Annotated in this window: 15 protein-coding genes; 4 read left to right on the top strand and 11 right to left on the bottom strand. The window is 76.6% G+C overall.

Annotation, left to right across the window (positions count from 1 at the left end):
- The first annotated feature begins 148 nt into the window (after positions 1-148).
- Both BUE37_RS00580 and nagA read left to right on the top strand, forming a co-directional pair.
- On the top strand, positions 149-1,609 hold the full coding sequence (locus BUE37_RS00580) for a glycoside hydrolase family 3 protein (protein WP_073417888.1): 1,461 nt from the start codon (positions 149-151) through the stop codon (positions 1,607-1,609).
- On the top strand, positions 1,606-2,736 hold the full coding sequence (gene nagA, locus BUE37_RS00575; protein ID WP_073417887.1) for an N-acetylglucosamine-6-phosphate deacetylase: 1,131 nt from the start codon (positions 1,606-1,608) through the stop codon (positions 2,734-2,736). Before BUE37_RS00580 ends, nagA begins: the two co-directional genes overlap by 4 nt.
- A gap of 10 nt (positions 2,737-2,746) precedes the next feature.
- Here the strand turns inward: nagA and nagB are convergent, their stop codons facing one another.
- The 9 genes from nagB to BUE37_RS00530 all read right to left on the bottom strand — a co-directional run bounded on the left by nagB (position 2,747) and on the right by BUE37_RS00530 (position 12,688).
- Positions 2,747-3,529 carry a glucosamine-6-phosphate deaminase gene (gene nagB, locus BUE37_RS00570; RefSeq protein ID WP_073417886.1) on the bottom strand — a complete coding sequence of 261 codons (783 nt, stop codon included), beginning with the start codon at positions 3,527-3,529 and terminating at the stop codon, positions 2,747-2,749.
- 19 nt (positions 3,530-3,548) lie between these two features.
- Positions 3,549-4,514, bottom strand: a complete 966-nt coding sequence (locus BUE37_RS00565) for an ROK family protein (protein ID WP_073417885.1) — start codon at positions 4,512-4,514, stop codon at positions 3,549-3,551.
- The gene (locus tag BUE37_RS00560; protein ID WP_073417884.1) at positions 4,511-5,428 is read right to left on the bottom strand and encodes a carbohydrate ABC transporter permease; all 918 of its coding nucleotides are present in this window, start codon (positions 5,426-5,428) and stop codon (positions 4,511-4,513) included. Before BUE37_RS00560 ends, BUE37_RS00565 begins: the two co-directional genes overlap by 4 nt.
- Positions 5,425-6,411, bottom strand: a complete 987-nt coding sequence (locus BUE37_RS00555) for a carbohydrate ABC transporter permease (protein ID WP_083628104.1) — start codon at positions 6,409-6,411, stop codon at positions 5,425-5,427. The genes BUE37_RS00560 and BUE37_RS00555 overlap by 4 nt, the downstream gene beginning before the upstream one ends.
- Positions 6,412-6,473: 62 nt before the next feature.
- Positions 6,474-7,799, bottom strand: a complete 1,326-nt coding sequence (locus tag BUE37_RS00550; protein WP_073417883.1) for an extracellular solute-binding protein — start codon at positions 7,797-7,799, stop codon at positions 6,474-6,476.
- Between the two features lie 65 nt (positions 7,800-7,864).
- Positions 7,865-9,046 (bottom strand): ROK family transcriptional regulator, encoded by a 1,182-nt coding sequence (locus BUE37_RS00545; RefSeq protein WP_217651087.1) that lies wholly within the window; start codon positions 9,044-9,046, stop codon positions 7,865-7,867.
- 131 nt (positions 9,047-9,177) lie between these two features.
- Complete coding sequence (locus BUE37_RS00540) at positions 9,178-10,029, bottom strand: MaoC family dehydratase (RefSeq protein ID WP_073417881.1); 852 nt, start codon at positions 10,027-10,029, stop codon at positions 9,178-9,180.
- On the bottom strand, positions 10,029-11,384 hold the full coding sequence (locus BUE37_RS00535; RefSeq protein ID WP_073417880.1) for a 3-oxoacyl-ACP reductase: 1,356 nt from the start codon (positions 11,382-11,384) through the stop codon (positions 10,029-10,031). The genes BUE37_RS00540 and BUE37_RS00535 overlap by 1 nt, the downstream gene beginning before the upstream one ends.
- Positions 11,385-11,398: 14 nt before the next feature.
- Entirely contained in the window at positions 11,399-12,688 is a 1,290-nt protein-coding gene (locus BUE37_RS00530; protein WP_073417879.1) for an acetyl-CoA C-acetyltransferase, read from the bottom strand.
- Between the two features lie 90 nt (positions 12,689-12,778).
- Between BUE37_RS00530 and BUE37_RS00525 the strand changes: the two genes are divergently transcribed.
- Both BUE37_RS00525 and BUE37_RS00520 read left to right on the top strand, forming a co-directional pair.
- Positions 12,779-13,438 (top strand): TetR family transcriptional regulator, encoded by a 660-nt coding sequence (locus BUE37_RS00525; protein WP_073417878.1) that lies wholly within the window; start codon positions 12,779-12,781, stop codon positions 13,436-13,438.
- Entirely contained in the window at positions 13,435-15,486 is a 2,052-nt protein-coding gene (locus BUE37_RS00520; protein ID WP_073417876.1) for an acyl-CoA dehydrogenase family protein, read from the top strand. Before BUE37_RS00525 ends, BUE37_RS00520 begins: the two co-directional genes overlap by 4 nt.
- Before the next feature lie 54 nt (positions 15,487-15,540).
- On the opposite strand, the gene BUE37_RS00515 is transcribed toward BUE37_RS00520, so the two are convergent.
- Positions 15,541-16,467: an ABC transporter substrate-binding protein gene (locus BUE37_RS00515; RefSeq protein WP_073417874.1), complete on the bottom strand. Its 927-nt coding sequence runs from the start codon at positions 16,465-16,467 to the stop codon at positions 15,541-15,543.
- Positions 16,464-18,461, bottom strand: a complete 1,998-nt coding sequence (locus BUE37_RS00510; protein WP_073417872.1) for a putative bifunctional diguanylate cyclase/phosphodiesterase — start codon at positions 18,459-18,461, stop codon at positions 16,464-16,466. Before BUE37_RS00510 ends, BUE37_RS00515 begins: the two co-directional genes overlap by 4 nt.
- Positions 18,462-18,547 lie beyond the last annotated feature (86 nt).

Genomic DNA, 18,547 nt, shown 5'->3' with positions numbered 1-18,547 from the left:
GGCCCGGCGGGCCGCCCGCCACCATTTCCGCGAGCGCACCGGAATGGCGCCGCTGGCCCCGCCCCACCCGTCGCCGATAGGCTGCGTGCGCGCCATTCCCGGACCGCCCGGGGACCGTTCCCGGCGCACCTCGGAGAACGGCGGGACGATGCCGGAACTGCACGACCTGGTCGACGCCTGCCTCGTGCCCGGGTTCGCGGGCGACACCGTCCCCGGCTGGCTCCGCGCGGCGCTGGAGCGCGGGATGGCCGGCGTCTGCGTCTACGGCGCCAACCTCACCGGCGGGCCCGCGCAGCCGGCGCCCGAGCGGGTGCGGGCCATCAGCGACGCCGTCCACGCGGCCGCCCCCGACGCGCTGGTCACCCTCGACGAGGAGGGCGGCGACGTCACCCGGCTGGACTACCTGGTCGGCAGCGGCTACCCGGGCAACCTGGCGCTCGGCGTCGTCGACGACGTCGAGCTCACCCGCGCGGTCGCCGCGGCCGTCGGCGCCGACCTGCGGGCCGCCGGGGTCGACGTCGACCTCGCGCCGTCGGTCGACGTCAACAGCGACCCCCGCAACCCGGTGATCGGCGTGCGCTCCTTCGGTGCCGACCCGGCGCTGGTCGCCCGGCACGGCGCGGCGTTCGTGGCCGGGCTGCAGGCCGCGGGCGTCGCCGCCTGCGCCAAGCACTTCCCCGGCCACGGGGCCACCACCGTCGACTCGCACCTCGGCCTGCCGGTGGTCGACGTCGACCCGGCGATCGCGCGGGCCCGCGAGCTACCGCCGTTCGCCGCCGCGGTCGCCGCCGGCGCCGACCTGGTGATGACCTCGCACGTGGTCTTCCCCGCCGTCGACGGGCAGCCGGCCACGCTGAGCCGCCGCTGGCTGGTCGACGTGCTGCGCGGCGAGCTCGGCTTCGACGGCGTGGTGGTCACCGACGCGCTCGACATGGCGGGCGTGCGGGCCGCGCACGGCATCGCCGGGGCGGGCGCGCTGTCGCTGGCGGCGGGCGCGGACCTGCTGCTGGTCGGCGCCGAGGACGGCGAGGAGCACTGCGCGGCCCTCCGCCGGGCGGTGACCGAGGCGGTCCGCGCGGGCACGCTGCCCGAGGAGCGGCTGCACGAGGCGGCCGGGCGGGTGCGGGCGCTGCGGGCCCGCCAGGCGGCGCGCGTCGCCGGCCCGGCGCCGGACGGCGACCCCGGCGCGGCCGCCGCCCGCCGGGCGCTGCGCTGCCGCGACGTGGTCCCGCTGGCCGCGCCGGCGGTGGTCGTGGAGGTGCGCGGGGAGGCGAACATGGCCGTCGGCGACGCCCGGTGGGACCTCGCCGGGCCGCTGGCCCGGCGGGGCCTGCTCGCCGAGGCGCTGACCGTGCGCGACGGCGACCCGGGCGCCGCCGCGGTGGTGGCACGGGCGCAGGGCCGGCCGCTGGTGGTCGCCGTCCGCGACGCGTACCGGCACCCCACCGAGCGCGCCTGGCTGGCCGGCCTGCTCGCGCACCGGCCCGACGCCGTCGTCGTGGCGCTCGGCATGCCCGACGACGCCGCCCTCACCCCCGGCCCGGCGGTCGTCACGCACGGCGCCGCGCGGGTGCTCACCGAGGCCGCCGCCGGGGTGCTGGCCGGATGACCACGCTGGTCCGGGGCGCGCGGCTGGTCGACGCGGGCGGCGCCGTCGATGGCGGCTGGCTGCTCCTCGACGGCGCGACGATCGCCGCCACCGGCACCGGTCCCCCGCCGCCGGCCGACGACACGGTCGAGCTCCCGGGCGCCGACCTGGTCCCCGGCTTCGTCGACCTGCACGCCCACGGCGGCGGCGGGGCGGCCTTCGACGACGGCCCCGACGCGGTCCGCGCCGCGCTCGCGGCGCACCGGGCGGCGGGCACCACGCGGTCGGTGGTGAGCCTGGTCGCCGCCCCGCTGGAGGAGCTCGAGGCGTCGCTGGCCGGCGTCGCCGACCTCGCCGCCGAGGACCCCACCGTGCTCGGCGCGCACCTCGAGGGCCCGTTCCTGGCGCCGGCCCGCTGCGGCGCGCACGACCCGCGTCACCTGCGCGCGCCCGCGCCGGACGACGTCGCCCGGCTGCTCGCCGCCGCCCGGGGCGCGCTGCGCCAGGTCACCGTCGCGCCCGAGCTGCCCGGCGCCCTGGAGGCCGTCCGCGCGTTCAGCGCCGCCGGGGTCGTCGTCGCGGTCGGGCACACCGAGGCCGACGCCGCGCTCACCGCCGCGGCCGTCGACGCCGGCGCCCGGCTGCTCACCCACGCGCTCAACGCCATGCCCGGCCTGCACCACCGGGAGCCGGGCCCGGTGGGCGCCGCGCTGGCCGACCCGCGGGTCACCCTCGAACTGGTCCTCGACGGCGTGCACGTGCACCCCGTCGTCGCGGCGCTGCTGGTGGCCGGGGCGCCCGGCCGGGTCGCGCTGGTCACCGACGCGATGGCCGCGGCCGGCGGACCCGACGGCGCGCACCGCATCGGCGCCCTCGACGTCACCGTCCGCGGCGGCCGGGCCGTGCTCGCCGGCACCGGCACGATCGCCGGCTCGACGCTCACCCAGGACGCGGCGCTGCGGAACGCGCTCGCCGCCGGCATCGGCCTGGTGCCGGCGGTGGCGGCGCTGACCAGCGTGCCGGCCCGCGCGCTGGGCCTGGGCGACCGGCTCGGGCGGCTGGCGCCCGGGTTCGCCGCCGACGTCGTCGCCCTCGATCCGGACCGGTCCGTCACGGCGGTCTGGGCGGCCGGCACGCGCGTGCGCTGAGCCCCTGCCGTCAGGGACGCTGCCAGGCAGGCTTGGCCGCGTACACCTCCCGGTAGTGCCCGAGCAGCGTCAGCCCCGCGGCCGCCGCCTCGTCGACGACGACGGTCGCCCGCGGGTGCAGCTGCAGCGCCGAGCCGGGGCACATGCTGGTCAGCGGCCCCTCGACGGCGGCCGCCACCGCGTCGGCCTTCGCCTCCCCCTGCGCCACCAGCAGCAGCCGGCGGGCCTCGAGGATGGTGCCCAGCCCCTGGGTGAGGCAGTGCAGCGGCACCTCCTCCGGCGAGGCGAAGAAGCGGGCGTTGTCGGCCCGGGTGCGGGCGGTGAGCGTCTTGATCCGGGTGCGCGACCCGAACGACGACGTGGGCTCGTTGAAGCCGACGTGCCCGTTGGCGCCGATGCCCAGCAGCTGCACGTCGATCCCGCCGGCGTCCGCGATCGCCCGCTCGTAGGCCTCCGCGGCGGCCTCCAGGTCGGCCGCCCGGCCGTCGGGCACGTGCACCCGCGCGGGGTCCAGCCGCAGCGGCCCGGTGACGTCGCGGGCGACCACCGCCGCGTAGGACTCCGGGTGCCCGTCCGGCAGGCCCACGTACTCGTCGAGGGCGAAGGCGGTGACGCCGGACAGGTCCAGGTCGCCGGCGGTGACCCGGCGGGCCAGCTCGGCGTAGACGCCCACCGGCGAGGAGCCGGTCGCCACCCCGAGCACCGCGTCCGGGCGCCGCCGCACGACGTCGGCGACGACGTCGGCGGCCACCCGGGCGACGTCGTCGGGCCCCGGCAGCACGATCACCTCCACGTGCCCGCCTCCCCGGCGCTCACAGGGCGAGCGGCTCGGCGAGCCGCGGGCCGGCCGCCTCCCGGGCGGTCAGCGCGGCCCCGACCGGGGCCACCGGCACCCCGCGCGGGACCACCTGCACCCGCGCCGGCATGCCCAGGCTGCGCAGGAACGGCGACCCGTCGGCCTGCCGCTCCAGCCGGTCGCGCACCGCGGCGACCAGCGGCTCCCCCACCTCGGCCACACCACCGCCGAGCACCACGTGCTCGACGTCGCAGGTGAGCACCAGCAGGCGCACGGCGGCCGCCACCGCGCCGGCGAACCGGTCGCGGACGCGCACCGCCGCGGCGTCCCCCGCCCCCGCGGCGGCGAAGACGGCAGCCGCGGCGGGCACCCCGTCCGGCGCCGGCCAGGCGGCGTCGAGCGCCGAGCCGGAGGCGTAGAGCTCCAGGCAGCCGCGCTGGCCGCACGGGCAGGGCGGGCCGTGCGGGTCGAGCGGCACGTGGCCGATCTCCCCCGCCCCGCCGCCGTGCCCGCGCCGCAGCCCGCCGCCCAGCAGCAGGCCGGCGGCCACGCCGGTGCCCAGGCCCAGCAGCGCGAGGTCGCCGCGCAGCCCCAGCACCCGGGCGGCCCCGACGGCGGCCACGTTGAGGTCGTTCTCCACCGTCACCGGCACCCCGCCGAGGCGGGCGGACAGCAGCGGCGCCAGGGCCACGCCGCGGTCGTCGATGCCGAGGTTGACCGCGTGCGACACCTCCCCCGACACGGGGTCGACCAGCCCCGGGACGCCGGCGCCGACGGCCGCGAGCGCGCCCACGCCGGGGCCGGCGTCGGCGCACAGCCGCTCCACCACCTCGGCGGCCGCGGCCACCACGCCCTCGGTGCCGCGGCGGGTGGGCACCCGCACGCTGCCCCGGACGGTCCCGGCGCCGTCGACCAGCACGCCGAGGACCTTGGTGCCCCCGATGTCCAGACCCGCCGACCAGCTCCCCGCGGTCCCGGTCACCCCTTCACCGCCCCGGCCACCAGACCGGCGCTCATCCGCTTCTGCACGAGCAGGAAGAAGCCGATGACCGGCACGGCGATGAGCGTCGACCCGGCCATGACCACGCCCCAGTCGGTGGCCCGGTTGGCCTCGACCAGGCCCTGCAGCCACAGCGGCAGGGTCCGCTCGCCCGGCTCGGTCATGACGACCAGCGCGAGCGTGTACTCGTTCCACGCCTGCAGGAACCCGTAGACGCCGGAGGCGACGAGGCCGGGTGCGAGCAGCGGGAAGGTGATGCGGAAGAAGGCGCGGGTGCGCGACAGCCCGTCGACCATCGCCGCCTCCTCCAGTTCCAGCGGGACGCCGTTCACGAATCCGCGCAGCATCCACACGGTGAACGGCAGAATGGCGGCCACGTAGACGATGGACAGCCCCAGGACGGAATTCACCAGCCCCCATCCGTCGAGCACGGCGTACTGCGAGATGAACAGTCCCTCCGCGGGGATCATCTGCACCACGAGAATGGTCACGATGAACGACTTCCGGCCGCGGAAACGGAATCGGCTGATCGCGAGTGCGGCGACGAACGCGAACAGCACCGCGCCGGCCAGGGTGATGGCCGTGACCGCCAGCGAGACGCGGAACGAGGCGTAGAAGGACTCGTCGGTCAGCACCTGCCGGAAGTTGGCCAGCGTCCCGTCGACGGGGACGAAGGTCGGTTCTGGCCGCTGCAGCCGCGCCGTCGGCAGGAAGGCGCTGCTGACCATCCAGTAGATGGGGAAGGCCCAGACGAGCGCGACGACGACGGCGAGGCCGCCGAGCAGCCAGCGCGCGGCGCGGGTGCGCGGGCGGACCCGCCGCCGCGGGCGGGGCGCGGGCCGGGCGCCGCGGGCGGCCGGCGGGACGGCGACCGCCGGCGGGACGGCGGCGCTCACAGCTCCTCCTCCCGCAGCATGCGGCGGATGTAGAAGCCGGTGAGGCACAGGGTGAGGACGAGCATGACCGTGGCCATGGCGCCGGCCATCGAGAACTCCCGGGACAGCGAGTAGACGTAGGTGCCGAGCAGGTGGGTCTCCCGGGTCGGGGCGCCGGCCTTCTGCAGCACGTGGATCTGGGTGAAGACCCGCAGGTCCCAGATGACCTGCAGCAGGGCGGCGATGAGCAGCACGGGCTTGATCAGGGGCACCGACAGGTGGCGGAAGCGCTGCCAGGCGCCGGCGCCGTCGAGCTGGGCGGCCTCCACGCACTCGGCCGGGACCTGCAGCAGGGCGGCGTAGGTGGTGAAGACGACGAACGGCACGCTCATCCAGACCACGATCACCGTGGCGACGAGGTAGAAGGACGCCGGCTCGATGATCCAGGAGTGGCCGCGGAACTCGGCGAGCCCGAGCGGGCCGGCGAGCACCCAGTTGACGACGCCGTACTGGGAGTCGAACAGCCACTGCCAGACGGTGAGGGTGGCCAGCACCGGCGTGCCCCAGGCCAGCAGCATGCCGACCTGCAGGGTGATCCGGGCGGCGCGGCCGACCTTGCTCATCAGCACCGCGAGCCCGACGCCGACGGCCATGGTGAGCCCGGCGTTGACCAGGCAGAACGCCACCGACCGGCCGATGACGCCCCAGACGTAGGGGTCGCTCAGCAGCTCCGTGTAGTTGCGCAGGCCCACCCACTCGGCGGGCCGGCCGAACTGCTGCGCCAGGCCGTACTCCTGGAAGGAGAGCAGGAACTGGCGGACCAGCGGGTAGCCGAGACCGACGGCGATCGGCACGAGCGCCGGGACGAGCAGCAGGTAGGGGTTGAGGCGCGCCCGCCAGGGGGCCCGCCGGGGGACCCGGCGGGGCGGCGCCGGGGCGGGGCCGGGGGGCGCGGGGTCGCGCGGGGGCGCCGCCGTCTCCGGCGGCAGGGGTGGTGCGGCCATGGGGGCGCTCCGGGCGTCCGGGACCGGGGAGGGCGCGGGCCGCGCCCTCCCCGGTCGGGCGGTCAGTTGAGCGTCTCCTCGAGGAGCCGGTCGGCCTCGGCGGCGGCCTGCGCGACGTCGGTCCCGCTGGCGATCTGCTGGAAGAAGTCCTCCAGGATGCGGGCGCCCTCGACGTCGGCCCACCGCTCGGCGGCCGGCGTCAGCTTCGCGTCGACCGCCGCGGCGAGCGCGGCCTGCGCGTACGGGTCGTCCCCGAGGGCGCCGGCGTACTGGCTGTTGCCGGGGATGAGCCCGTTCTCGGCCAGCATCGTCTGGAACTCCTCGGAGTAGATGATCCGCAGCAGGTCGCGGGCCTCCTCCTGGTGCTGGGACATCGTCGGGACGGCGATGTTCGAGCCGCCGGCGAAGACCGTGGCCGGGGTGCCGGGCTGCGCGCCGGGCAGCGGGAAGACGCCGGTGCGCTCCTCGTTGCAGGCCTGCTGCTCGGCGAGCAGCGCCTCGGCCTCGGGCGAGGTGTCGTCGGGGTCGACGCCCTTGTCGCACTCGGGCAGGGCGATGCTCCACCGGGCCCAGGTGGGCGCGGAGAACATGGCGGCCTGGCCGTTGTTGAACGCGACCCACGGCTCGTTGGAGTCGGCGTCGCGCGGCGCGCGGGTGGCGTTGGTGAACAGGTCCTGGACCTCGGTGAGCGCCGCCTGCGACTCGGGGCTCGACAGCGCGCCGACCCAGCGGTCGCCCTCCTGCACCGCGAGCTCGCCGCCGCCGGTGAACAGCCAGGCGATGCCGTTGTACCAGTCCTGCCCGGGGAACCAGAACCCGCTGAAGTCCTGCGCCGGGTTGGCCTGCTGCAGCGCGATGGCCGCGGTGCGGAACTCCGCGAGGGTCTGCGGCACGGCCACGCCGGCCTGCTCGAAGAGGTCCTTGCGGTAGAAGACCGCGCGGGCGCCCGAGTAGTAGGGCACCGCGTACAGCGTGTCGTCGACGGTGCCGGCCTCGACGAAGCCGGGCAGCAGGTCGTCGCCGCCGAGCTCGTCGTACATGTCCGACAGGTCGCTGAAGGCGCCGGCGTAGGTGAACGTCGGGCTCTGCGTGTTGCCGATCTCGACCAGGTCGGGCGTCTGGTCCTCGCTGGCCAGCGCCGTCTGCAGGCGCGGCACGAGGCCGCTCCAGTCCTGCTCCTCGATGACCAGCGTCATGCCCTCGTGGTCGGCCTCGAAGGTCTCGACGAGGTAGTCGCGCAGCTCCTGCGGGGTGTCCGTGCCGTTGAGCCAGAGCCGGACCTCGGTGTCCCCGGACGCCTCCGCCGTCGAGCCTCCGCCACAGGCGGAGACGGCGAGCAGCGAGGCGACCGCAGCGGCGGCCAGCCCGCCGGTGCGTACTCTTCTCATGTTGGGGTTCCTCCTCGTTCGCGCGGGTTGGGTCCTCCGACGTGCACCTGGCCGGCTCGGGGTGGTCACGTCACCCCGAGCTGGCCGGACAGCACGAGCACGGCCGCCCCGGAGAGGGCGCCGTCCTCGTCGAGCGAGGTCATCCGCAGCTGCACCGTGCCGCTGATGACCGGCATGGTCCGCTCGCGGAGGGCGGCCAGGGCCGCCTCCCGCAGGGGGCCGTCCAGGAGCTCCCGCGGGCCGCGCAGCACGACCTCCGGGAGGTTGAGCGCGCTCACCACGGGGGCGAGCACGATGCCGAGCCGCCGGCCCACCTGGGCCAGCGCCGCGGCGGCGTCGGCCGGGGCCAGGCCCTCGACGCGACGACGGAGAGCGGGGACCGAGAGCACGGTCTCCAGGCAGCCGGTGCGCCCGCAGGCGCAGGGCGCGGGCCGGCCGAGCGGGGCGCCGTCGACGTCGTCCCGCTCGTCGACGGCGGTGACGTGGCCGAGCTCACCGGCCGCGTGGGAGTCGCCGTGCACCAGCGCCCCGTCGAGGACGATGCCGGCGCCGACGCCCCCGCCGACGGTGAGCACCATGAGCCCGCCGCCGGTGGCGTCGCCGTAGGTGAACTCGCCCAGCGCCGCGGTGTTGGCGTCGTTGGCCACGTGCACCGGCAGGCCGAGCTCCTCGGTGAGCCGGGCGGCCAGCGGCAGGTCGTACCAGCCGCGGTTGGGGGCCTGCACGACGCAGCCGGCGGGGGTGATGACGCCGGGCGAGCCGACGCCGACCCCCAGGACCGGCAGCGGGGACGCCTCGGCGAGCTCCCGGCACAGCGCCGTGAGCGCCTCGACGGCGGCGGCGCCGGTGAGGCCCCGCACGGACGCCGACCGGCGCTCGCGGACGGTGCCGGACAGCTCCAGCACCGCGCCGTGCATGCGCTCGTCGTCGGCGAGGTCGACCGCGACGATGGAGAACGCGTCGGTGCGCAGGCCGACCAGGGTGGCCGGCTTGCCCACCCGCGCCTCGGCGCGGACGCCGAGCTCGGAGACCAGGCCCTCGGCGAGCAGCGAGGAGACGAGGTCGGAGACGGTCACCCGGGTCAACCCGGTCGCGCGGGCGAGGTCCGCGCGCGACCGGGGACCCGAGTGGAACAGGTGCTGCAGCACCATCGAGCGGTGGTGCGCCCGGGCGTGCTCGGGCAGCACCTTGCGCGTCGGGCGCAGCGGACGGCGACGCGGGACGGGCGGCGCTGCGTCGGCGGTCACATTTGTCAGGAAAGGTTACTTACATATCCCGTGTCAAGGGGGTGGCGCCCCGGAGACCGGACGGTGACCTGGCCGCCGACGGAGGGAGCCGCCGCCCCGGGGAGGGGACGGCGGCTCCGGGAGCACGGATGTCAGCGCGGCCGGACGGTGCCGGCCAGGTGCTCGCCGCCCCTCACGTCCCGCACGGCCACGTCCCAGCCGCCGCCGGCCGGCGACGTGGCCAGCCGCACCGTCGACGGCAGCAGCAGCGGCCTGCGGAAGGCGACGTCGTACACGAACGCGTCGGGCAGCCGCCCGGCCAGCGCCCCGAGCACCCGCGCCGCGGTCCACGTGCCGTGCGCGATGGCGCGGGGGAAGCCGAACGCCCGCGCGGGGAGCCGCCCCAGGTGGATCGGGTTCACGTCGCCGGAGACCCGGGCGTAGCGCCGGCCGGCGTCGGCGGGCACCCGCCAGGTGGCCACGGCGCGCGGCAGGTCCCCGACGGGCACCTCGACGTCGGACGCCGGCGCGCCCTCCGGCGCACGGGCCCCGCGGGCGAGGTAGGTGGAGCGCGACCGCCACACCTCCGCGCCGCCGGCCGACACGCTCGCGCACAGGTCGACGGTCGCGCCGCTGCGGTGCGCGGCGAGCCGCTCGGCCCACACCTCGAGGTCCAGCGGGGCGTCCGCGCCGAACGGGGCGAGCACCTCGACGGTGTTGCGCACGTGCACCAGCCCGGGCAGCGCCAGCGGGAACGCGCGGTCGGCCATCAGCGCCATCTGCAGCGGGAACGCCAGCACGTGCGGGTAGGTCGCCGGCAGCACGTCGGCGAGCGGCAGCCGGCACACCCGCGCGTAGGCGGCCAGGTGCGGGCGGTCGACGGCGACGCCGGTGCGCGCCGGCCGGGTGGCCGGCAGGTCGCCGCCGCGGCCCCACGCCGTCAGGGCGGCCCGGGCGTAGAGCGCGCCCAGGTCCGGCGCGGCGTCGAGCACGGTGGCCGCCATCAGGCCCCCAGCATCGACTGGCCGCACACCCGCACGACCTGGCCGTTCACGCCGGCAGTGCCGGGCTGCGCCAGCCAGGCGATCGTCTCGGCCACGTCGACCGGCAGCCCGCCCTGCTGCAGCGAGTTGATCCGGGCGCCGACCTCGCGGGTGCCGAAGGGCATCCTCGCCGTCATCTCGGTGACGATGAACCCGGGCGCGACCGCGTTGATCGTGGCGCCGCGCTCGGCGAAGGCGGGCGCCCAGGCACGCACCATGCCGATGACGCCGGCTTTGCTCGCCGCGTAGTTCGTCTGGCCGCGGTTGCCCGCGATGCCCGACTGCGAGCTCACCGCCACCACGCGGGCGCCGGGCCGCAGCACGCCGTCGGCGTCGAGCAGCGCCTGGGTGAGGTCGAGCTGGGCCTGCAGGTTGACCGCCATGACCGCGTCCCACCGGGCGGCGTCCATGTTGACCAGCAGCTTGTCGCGGGTGATGCCGGCGTTGTGCACGACGACGTCGACCCCGCCGTGCCGCTCGCGCAGGTGCGTGACCAGCCGCTGGGCGGCATCGGGCGCGGTGATGTCGAGCTGGAACGCCGTCCCGCCGACCTCGTTGGCCACGGCGGCGAGCGCCTCGCCCGCCGCGGGCACGTCGACGGCCACGACGTGCGCGCCGTCGCGGGCCACGACGCGGGCGATCGCGGCGCCGATGCCGCGCGCGGCGCCGGTCACGACGGCGACCTTGCCGGCGAGCGGGCGCTCGTCGTCGCCCTCATCGTCGCCCGCGCCGGGGACGTCGGCCGGCGACACGGTGAGCACCTGGCCGTCGACGTAGGCCGACCGCCCGGACAGGAAGAACAGCACCGGGCTCGCGACCGACGCCTCGGCGCCCTCGGGCACGTACACGAGGTTCGCGGTGGAGCCCGCGCGCAGTTCCTTGGCCAGCGAGCGGACCAGGCCCTCGAGCGCCTGCCGGGCCGCGGCCTGGGCCGGGGACCTGGCGTCGGCGGGCGGGTCGGCGAGCACGAGCACCCGGCCCGTGGGCCGCAGCCGCCTCACCGCGGGGGCGAGCAGGTCGCGCGCCGCGGCGAGCTGCGCCGGGCCGGTGACGCCGGTGGCGTCGAGGACCACGGCCGCGGGCCGCTCGGGGCCGTCGGCGGACGGCGGGAGGACGACGACGCCGGCGTCGCGGAGGACGGCGGTGAGCGTCTCCCGGAGGCGCCCCTCCCCCGCCGAGCCGACGACGGCCGGGCCGGGCAGCACCGGCTGACCCGGCTCGTACCGGCGCAGCACGGCCGGCCGGGGCAGGCCCAACTGCTGGACGAGGGAGGACCCGACGCCGGAGTTGGCGAAGGACGTGTACCAGTCGCTCACGGGGTGCAGCTCCTTCAGGACTCGAGGATCGCGACGACGCCCTGGCCGCCGGCCGCGCAGACGGAGATCAGCCCGCGCCTGCCGGGACCGGCCTCGTGCAGCTGCTTGGCCAGCGAGGCGACGATCCGGCCGCCGGTCGCGGCGAACGGGTGCCCGGCCGCGAGCGAGGAGCCGTTGACGTTCAGCTTCGACCGGTCGATCGGCCCGAGCGGGGCGTCGAGGCCGAGGCGCTCCTTGCAGAACGCCGGGTCCTCCCACGCCTTGAGGGTGGCGAGCACGGTGGACGCGAAGGCCTCGTGGATCTCGTAGAAGTCGAAGTCCTGCAGCGTCAGCCCGTTGCGGGCGAGCAGCACCGGCACGGCGTAGGCCGGCGCCATCAGCAGGCCCTCGCCGCCGTGGACGTAGTCGACGGCGGCGGTCTGGGCGTCGACGAGGTGGGCGAGCACCGGCAGGCCGTGCTCGGCGGCCCACTCGTCGGAGGAGAGCAGGACGGCCGACGCGCCGTCGGACAGCGGCGTGGAGTTGCCGGCGGTCATCGTGGCCGCGGGGTCGTCCGTGCCGAAGACCGGCTTCAGCCTCGCCAGCTTCTCGACGGTCGTGTCCGGCCGCAGGTTCTGGTCGCGGGTGAGGCCCAGGTAGGGCGTGACCAGGTCGTCGAGGAAGCCGCGCTCGTAGGCGGCGGCGAGGTTGCGGTGCGAGCGGACGGTCAGCTCGTCCTGCTCCTCCCGGCCGATCCCCCACTCCCGGGCGGTGATCGCCTGGTGCTCGCCCATCGCGAGGCCGGTGCGCGGCTCGGCGTTGCGCGGGATCTCCGGGACCAGCGAGCCGGGACGGATGCGACCGAGCGCCTTGAGCCGCTGCCCGAGGGTCTTGGCGTTGTTCAGGGCGATGAGCGCGCGGCGCAGGTCGTCGCCGACGGCGAGCGGGGCGTCCGACGTCGTGTCGACGCCGCCGGCGATGCCGGACTCGATCTGCCCGAGGGCGATCTTGTTGGCGACCAGCACGGTCGCCTCGAGGCCGGTGCCGCAGGCCTGCTGCACGTCGTAGGCGGGGGTGGCGGCCGACAGCCGCGACCCGAGGACCGACTCGCGGGTCAGGTTGAAGTCGCGCGCGTGCTTGAGGACGGCGCCGGCGACGACCTCGCCGACCTGCCGGCCCTGGAGGCCGAAGCGGGCGACCAGGCCGTCGAGGGTCGCGGTGAGCATGTCCTGGTTGGAGGCCTGCGCGTAGGCGGAGTTCGACCGTGCGAAGGGGATGCGGTTGCCGCCGAGGACGGCGGCCCGGCGGGGCTGGGTCGGGCTCATCGGTGACCTCCAGGGGTCCCTGGTGCGCCGTTCGCACGCGGACGGCTGACGGAGTGGCCGGTACCGACGGTACACGGTACTGTCGGTTACATGAAAGCCGAGCCGACGTCGCGGCGCGACCGCCGGGACTCGCGGTGGGACGAGCACCGCCGCGCCCGCCGCGAGCAGCTCGTCGACGCCACCGTCGCCGCGGTGGGCAGGTACGGCGCGGGCGTCGGCATGGACGAGATCGCCGCCGAGGCCGGCACCAGCAAGACCGTCGTCTACCGGCACTTCGCCGACCGGAGCGAGCTCTACGTCGCCGTCTGCAACCGGGTCGCGGCGCAGCTGACCGAGAAGCTCCGCGCGGCGATGACCAGCACCGACCACCCGCGCCGGATGGTGGCCGCCGCCGTCGAGACCTACCTGGCGTTCCTGGAGGCCGACCCGGAGCTGTACCGCTTCGTCGTCGCCCACCCGCTGCTGGACCGGCCGGTCGACGCCGACCCGGTCAGCACGCTGTCCGACCTCGTGGGCGACCAGGCCGCCGCGCTGGTCGCCGTCGCGCTGGAGCAGGCCGGTCGCGACCCGGCCGCCGCCGCCCCCTGGGGCCACGGCCTCGTGGGCCTCGTGCGCGCCGCCGCCGACTGGTGGCTGCGCGCCGAGCGACCGATGCCGCGCGCCGCCCTCGCCGACCACCTCACCGACCTCGCCTGGGCCGGGCTCTCGAGCCTCGACCCGGCCGGACCGACCCCCGAGGAGACGAAGTGACCTCCACCCTCCCCCGCACCGTGGACCCGGCGCGCCTGCAGGAGGTGCTCGACGGGCGGTGGGCGCACGTCCGCCGCGACGCCCGCGAGCAACTCGGCGACCCGAAGTACGCGCCGGTCTACGGCGAGTCGGTGCAGGAGGCCCGCGAGCGGATCACCCGGCTGGCCGGCGAGCTGGCCGCCACCGGCCGCGTCGGGCTGGGCTTCCCCAAGCAGTACGGCGGCGAGGCCGACGCCGGCGGCTCGGTGACCTCCATCGAGATGCTGGCCTACGGCGACCTGTCGCTGATGGTCAAGGCCGGCGTCCAGTGGGGCCTGTTCGGCGGCGCCGTCCAGCTCCTCGGCACCGAGCGCCACCACGACGCGTACCTGCCCGACATCATGAGCTTCGCCCTGCCCGGCTGCTTCGCCATGACCGAGACCGGCCACGGCTCCGACGTGCAGCAGCTGCGCACCACCTGCACGTACGACCCCGAGACGCGGACCTTCGACCTGCACACCCCGCACGAGGCCGCCCGCAAGGACTACATCGGCAACGCCGCGAAGGACGGGCGGATGGCCGTCGTCTTCGCGCAGCTGGTCACCCAGGGACGGAAGCAGGGCGTGCACGCCTGGCTGGTGCCGATCCGCGACGCGGACGGCAACGCGATGCCCGGCGTCACCATCGGCGACGACGGCCCCAAGGCCGGGCTGCTCGGCGTCGACAACGGCCGGCTGTCCTTCGACCACGTCCGCGTGCCGCGGGAGATGCTGCTCGACCGCTACGGCCAGGTGGCAGAGGACGGCACCTACAGCAGCTCGATCGCCAACGAGACCCGCCGTTTCTTCACCATGCTCGGCACGCTGGTGCGCGGCCGGGTGAGCGTCGGCGGCTCGGCCGGCTCGGCCACCCGGATGGCCCTCGACATCGCCGTCCGCTACGGCGAGGTGCGCCGCCAGTTCGCCGCCCCGGGCCGCGACCGGGAGATCGTGCTCAACGACTACCTGGTCCACCAGCGCAAGCTGCTCCCCGCGCTGGCCACCTCCTACGCCCTGGCCTTCGCCCAGGAGGAGCTGGTCGGCACCATGCACGACCTGCACACGGCGGTGCACGAGCACGGCGAGGAGGTCGACGAGGCCGCCCAGCGCGAGCTCGAGTCGCGCGCCGCCGGCCTCAAGGCCGCCACCACCTGGCACGCCACCCGCACCATCCAGACGTGCCGCGAGGCGCTCGGCGGCGCCGGCTACCTGGCGGAGAACCGGCTGCCGCAGCTCAAGGCCGACACCGACGTCTTCACCACGTTCGAGGGCGACAACACCGTCCTGCTGCAGCTGGTCGCCAAGGGCCTGCTCACCGGCTACCGCGACGCGTTCGGCTCCCTCGACGGCTGGGGCCGGGTGGCGTTCGTCGCCGACATGGTCCGCGAGACGGTGCTGGAGCGGACGGCGGCCCGCGGGCTCATCGCCCGGCTCGTCGACGCCGTCCCCGGCCGCGACGAGGACGTGCCGCTGCGCGACCGCGGCTGGCAGCTGCGGATGTTCGAGTTCCGCGAGCGACACACCCTCGAGGGCGCCATCCGCCGGCTGCGCCGGAACGCCGCGACCGACGGCATGGAGCCCTTCACGGTGTTCAACAGCGTCCAGGACCACGTGCTGCGGACGGCGTCCACGCACATCGACCGCGTCGTCCTCGAGGCGTTCGTCGCGGGCATCGAGCGCACGACCGACCCCGCCGCGCGGGCCCTGCTCGAGGTCCTGTGCGACCTCTACGCGCTGTCGACCATCGAGGCCGACAAGGGCTGGTTCCTCGAGCACGGCCAGCTCACCCCGGCCCGGTCCAAGGCGCTGACCGGCACGGTGAACGCCCTGCTCGGCGAGCTGCGGCCGCACGCGGTCACGCTCGTCGACGGCTTCGGGATCCCGCACGCGTGGAAGAACGCGGCGGTCCTCGAGGAGGAGGCCGCCCGCCAGGAGGCCATGGCCGCGGAGGACGCGCGGCTCACCACCGAGGCGGGCTCGGCCGCGCCGGACGACACGGCCGTCGCGCTGGACGTGCCGCCGGGGCAGTGACCCGGCGGGCAGTGTGGGTCAGGCGGGCAGTGTGGGTCAGGCGGGCAGTGTGGGTCAGGCGGGCAGGGCGCCGTTGACGGTCACCGCGGCGACGGCGCCGTGCCCGACCTCCCAGCGGTCGAGCAGCTCCTGGTAGACGCCGTCGTCGACCAGGCGCTGCAGGGCCTCGGTGACGACGTCGCGCAGCTCCGTGCGCTCCGGGGCGACGGCGATGCCGTAGAGGCCCGGCTCGTACTGGGTGTCGGAGACGAGCTGGTAGCTGTTCTGCGTCCGCGGGTCGGTGGTCACGAAGACCGCCGGCGGGTAGTCGGCGAGCACGGCGTCGGCCCGGCCGGTGCGCAGCTCGAGCAGGGCGTCGTCGTTGGTGGGCAGCTCGTGGACGTCGATGCGCAGCGCGCACGACGCCTGCGCCCGCTCCAGCAGCCCGACCTGCACCGTGCCGGCCTCGACGGCGACGCTGCGGCCGCACAGCCCGGCGAGGTCGTGGACGCCGAGCGGGTTGCCCCGGGCGACGACGATCGAGGAGCCGGCGCGGAAGTAGTTGACGAAGTCGGCCTGCTGCTCGCGCTCGGCGGTGTCGGTGACCGCGCTCATCACCAGGTCGAAGCGGCCGGCGCCGAGCTCGTCGAGCAGCCCGTCGAACGGCGAGGCCTCGAAGTGCACCTCGACCCCGAGCAGGTCGCCCAGTGCGGCGCCGAGGTCGGGCTCGAAGCCGACGATCGTGCGCCCGTCCGGGCCGAACGAGGACGCCGGCGGGTAGGACGGGTCGTTGGCCACGGTCAGCACGCCGGCCTCCCGCACGTCGTCGGGCAGCGCGGCGTGCAGCGCCTCGTCCACGGCGACGTCGGCGGTGGGGCCCGCGGCGGCCGCGGCCTCCTCCCCCGCGCCGCACCCGGTGGTGAGCAGGACGGCGACGGCGAGGACGGCGCCGGGGACGGCGCGGCGGGTGCGGGTGCGGGTGCGGGTGCGGGTGCGGGTCACGCGAGGACCTCCACGGAGGGCGCGGACACCCCTGCGGCCGCGCGCGAGAGCTCCGGCCACGGGCGCGGCCGGGAGAACAACCAGCCCTGGGCGCGGTCGCAGCCGACCGCCCGGAGCCAGGCCGCGACCTCGGGCGTCTCCACGCCCTCGGCGCAGACCGACAGACCCAGGCCGTGCGCGAGCTCCACCAGGGCCCGCACGACGGCGGCGTCCTCGGCGGAGACGTCGACACCGGTGACGAAGGCCCGGTCGGCCTTCACCTCGGTGAGGGTGAGCGAGCGCAGGTGCGACAGGCTCGCGAAGCCGACGCCGAAGTCGTCCAGCGCGGCGCCGAACCCGGCCGCGGTGAGCTCGGCCAGGCACGCCGCGGCGGCGGCCAGGTCGGCCGGCAGCGCGGTCTCGGTGACCTCCAGGTGCAGCCGCGACGGCGCCACCCCGGCCTCGGCGGCCAGCCGCGCCACCGTGGCCGCGAAGCCCGGCGTCTCGAGGTTGCGCACCGAGACGTTGACCGAGACGGTCCAGTCCTCGCCGGCCGCCGTCCACGCGGCGCAGTCGGCGAGCGCCCGGCGCAGCACCCACCCGGTGAGCGCGCCCATGACGCCGGACTGCTCGAGGGCCGGCAGGAAGTCCCCGGGGCCGATGAGCCCGCGCACCGGGTGCTGCCAGCGCAGCAGCGCCTCGACGCCGACGGTCCGGCCGGAGGCCAGGTCCACCTGCGGCTGGTAGTGCAGGCGCAGGTCGCCGTCCTCCAGGGCGCGGCGGACGTCGTGCTGCAGCGACGGCGAGTGCGCGGTCGGCGCGGCGGCGCGCGGGTCGAAGACGACGACGCCGGTCGCGCCGCGCTTGCCCTGGTACATGGCGGCGTCGGCGCAGGTCATCAGCGTCTCGACGTCGGTGGCGTCGGCCGGGAAGACGGCGATCCCGCAGCTGGCCTCGACCGCGAGCGGCACGCCCTCGACGACCGTCTCGGCCGCGAGCGCGTCGCTCACCCGCAGCACGAGGTCGCGGGCGGCGGCGCCGTCGTCCATGCCGGGCAGCAGCAGGCCGAACTCGTCCCCGCCGAGGCGCGCGACGGTGTCCTCCCCGCGGACGGTCGCGGCCAGGCGCCGGCCGACCTCGACGAGCAGCTGGTCGCCGGCGTGGTGGCCGAGGGTGTCGTTGACCTCCTTGAACCGGTCGAGGTCGACCAGGACGACGGCACCCGGCGCGCCGCGCTCCAGCTCCGCGGCCACCCGGCGGGCGAACAGCTCGCGGTTGGCCAGGCCGGTCAGCGGGTCGTGCAGCGCGTCGTGCTCGGCCTGCGCGGCCTGGCGGCGCAGCCGGCGCGTGGTCGACCAGGAGATCCCGGCGAGCACCACGTAGAGGACGCCGAGGCCGGCGCCGAGGCGCCAGTGGGTGCGCGTGGTGGCCGCCTCGACCTCGGCGGCGACGGTGTCGTAGGGCAGCAGCAGCTCCAGCACGCCGATCGAGCGGCCCGAGGTGTCGGCCACGATCGGCTGCAGCACCCGGATCATCCGGCCGACCGCGAGGCCGTCGCCGTCGAGCAGGGCCACGTCGGTGCCGCCGGCCGCGGCGGTCGTGAAGGCGGCGCCGGTGGACGGGGCGACGTCCTCCCCGGCGGGGTAGTCGGGCAGGGCCGCCTCGGGGCCGGTGGCGCCGTCGTCGGCGAAGAGCACCACGCCGGTGAAGTCGCGCAGCCGCAGCCGCAGCAGCGACCCGCGGAAGACGGCGAGGTCGGTGGCCATCTGCAGGCGCTCGCGCTCGGCGGCCGTCAGCCCGGTGCCGAGGTCCTGGCCGCGCAGGGCCGGGGCGATCGCCGTCTCCTCGACGACGGCGGCCTGGGCGCGGCCGTACTCCAGGGCGCGGTCGACGGCGTCCTGGCGGGAGCCGCTGGACAGGACGGCGCCCAGCACGACCACCGGCACCAGGCTGGCCGCGGCGTAGGCGGCGAAGAGCCGGGTGCCGGCCGCGGTGGCGCTGCGGGACCGGGTCATGCCTCCTGATCGGCCGGGCGGGCCCGCAGGTCAACCGTGGTCTCACCCGTCGGGGTGGGACGTCCCGGACGGCCGGGTCGGGCGCG

The organism is Geodermatophilus nigrescens (genome assembly GCF_900129495.1).
GTDB lineage: Bacteria > Actinomycetota > Actinomycetes > Mycobacteriales > Geodermatophilaceae > Geodermatophilus > Geodermatophilus nigrescens.
Note: the sequence above shows the minus strand (reverse complement) of the source record. Positions and strands in the feature narration are given on the sequence as shown.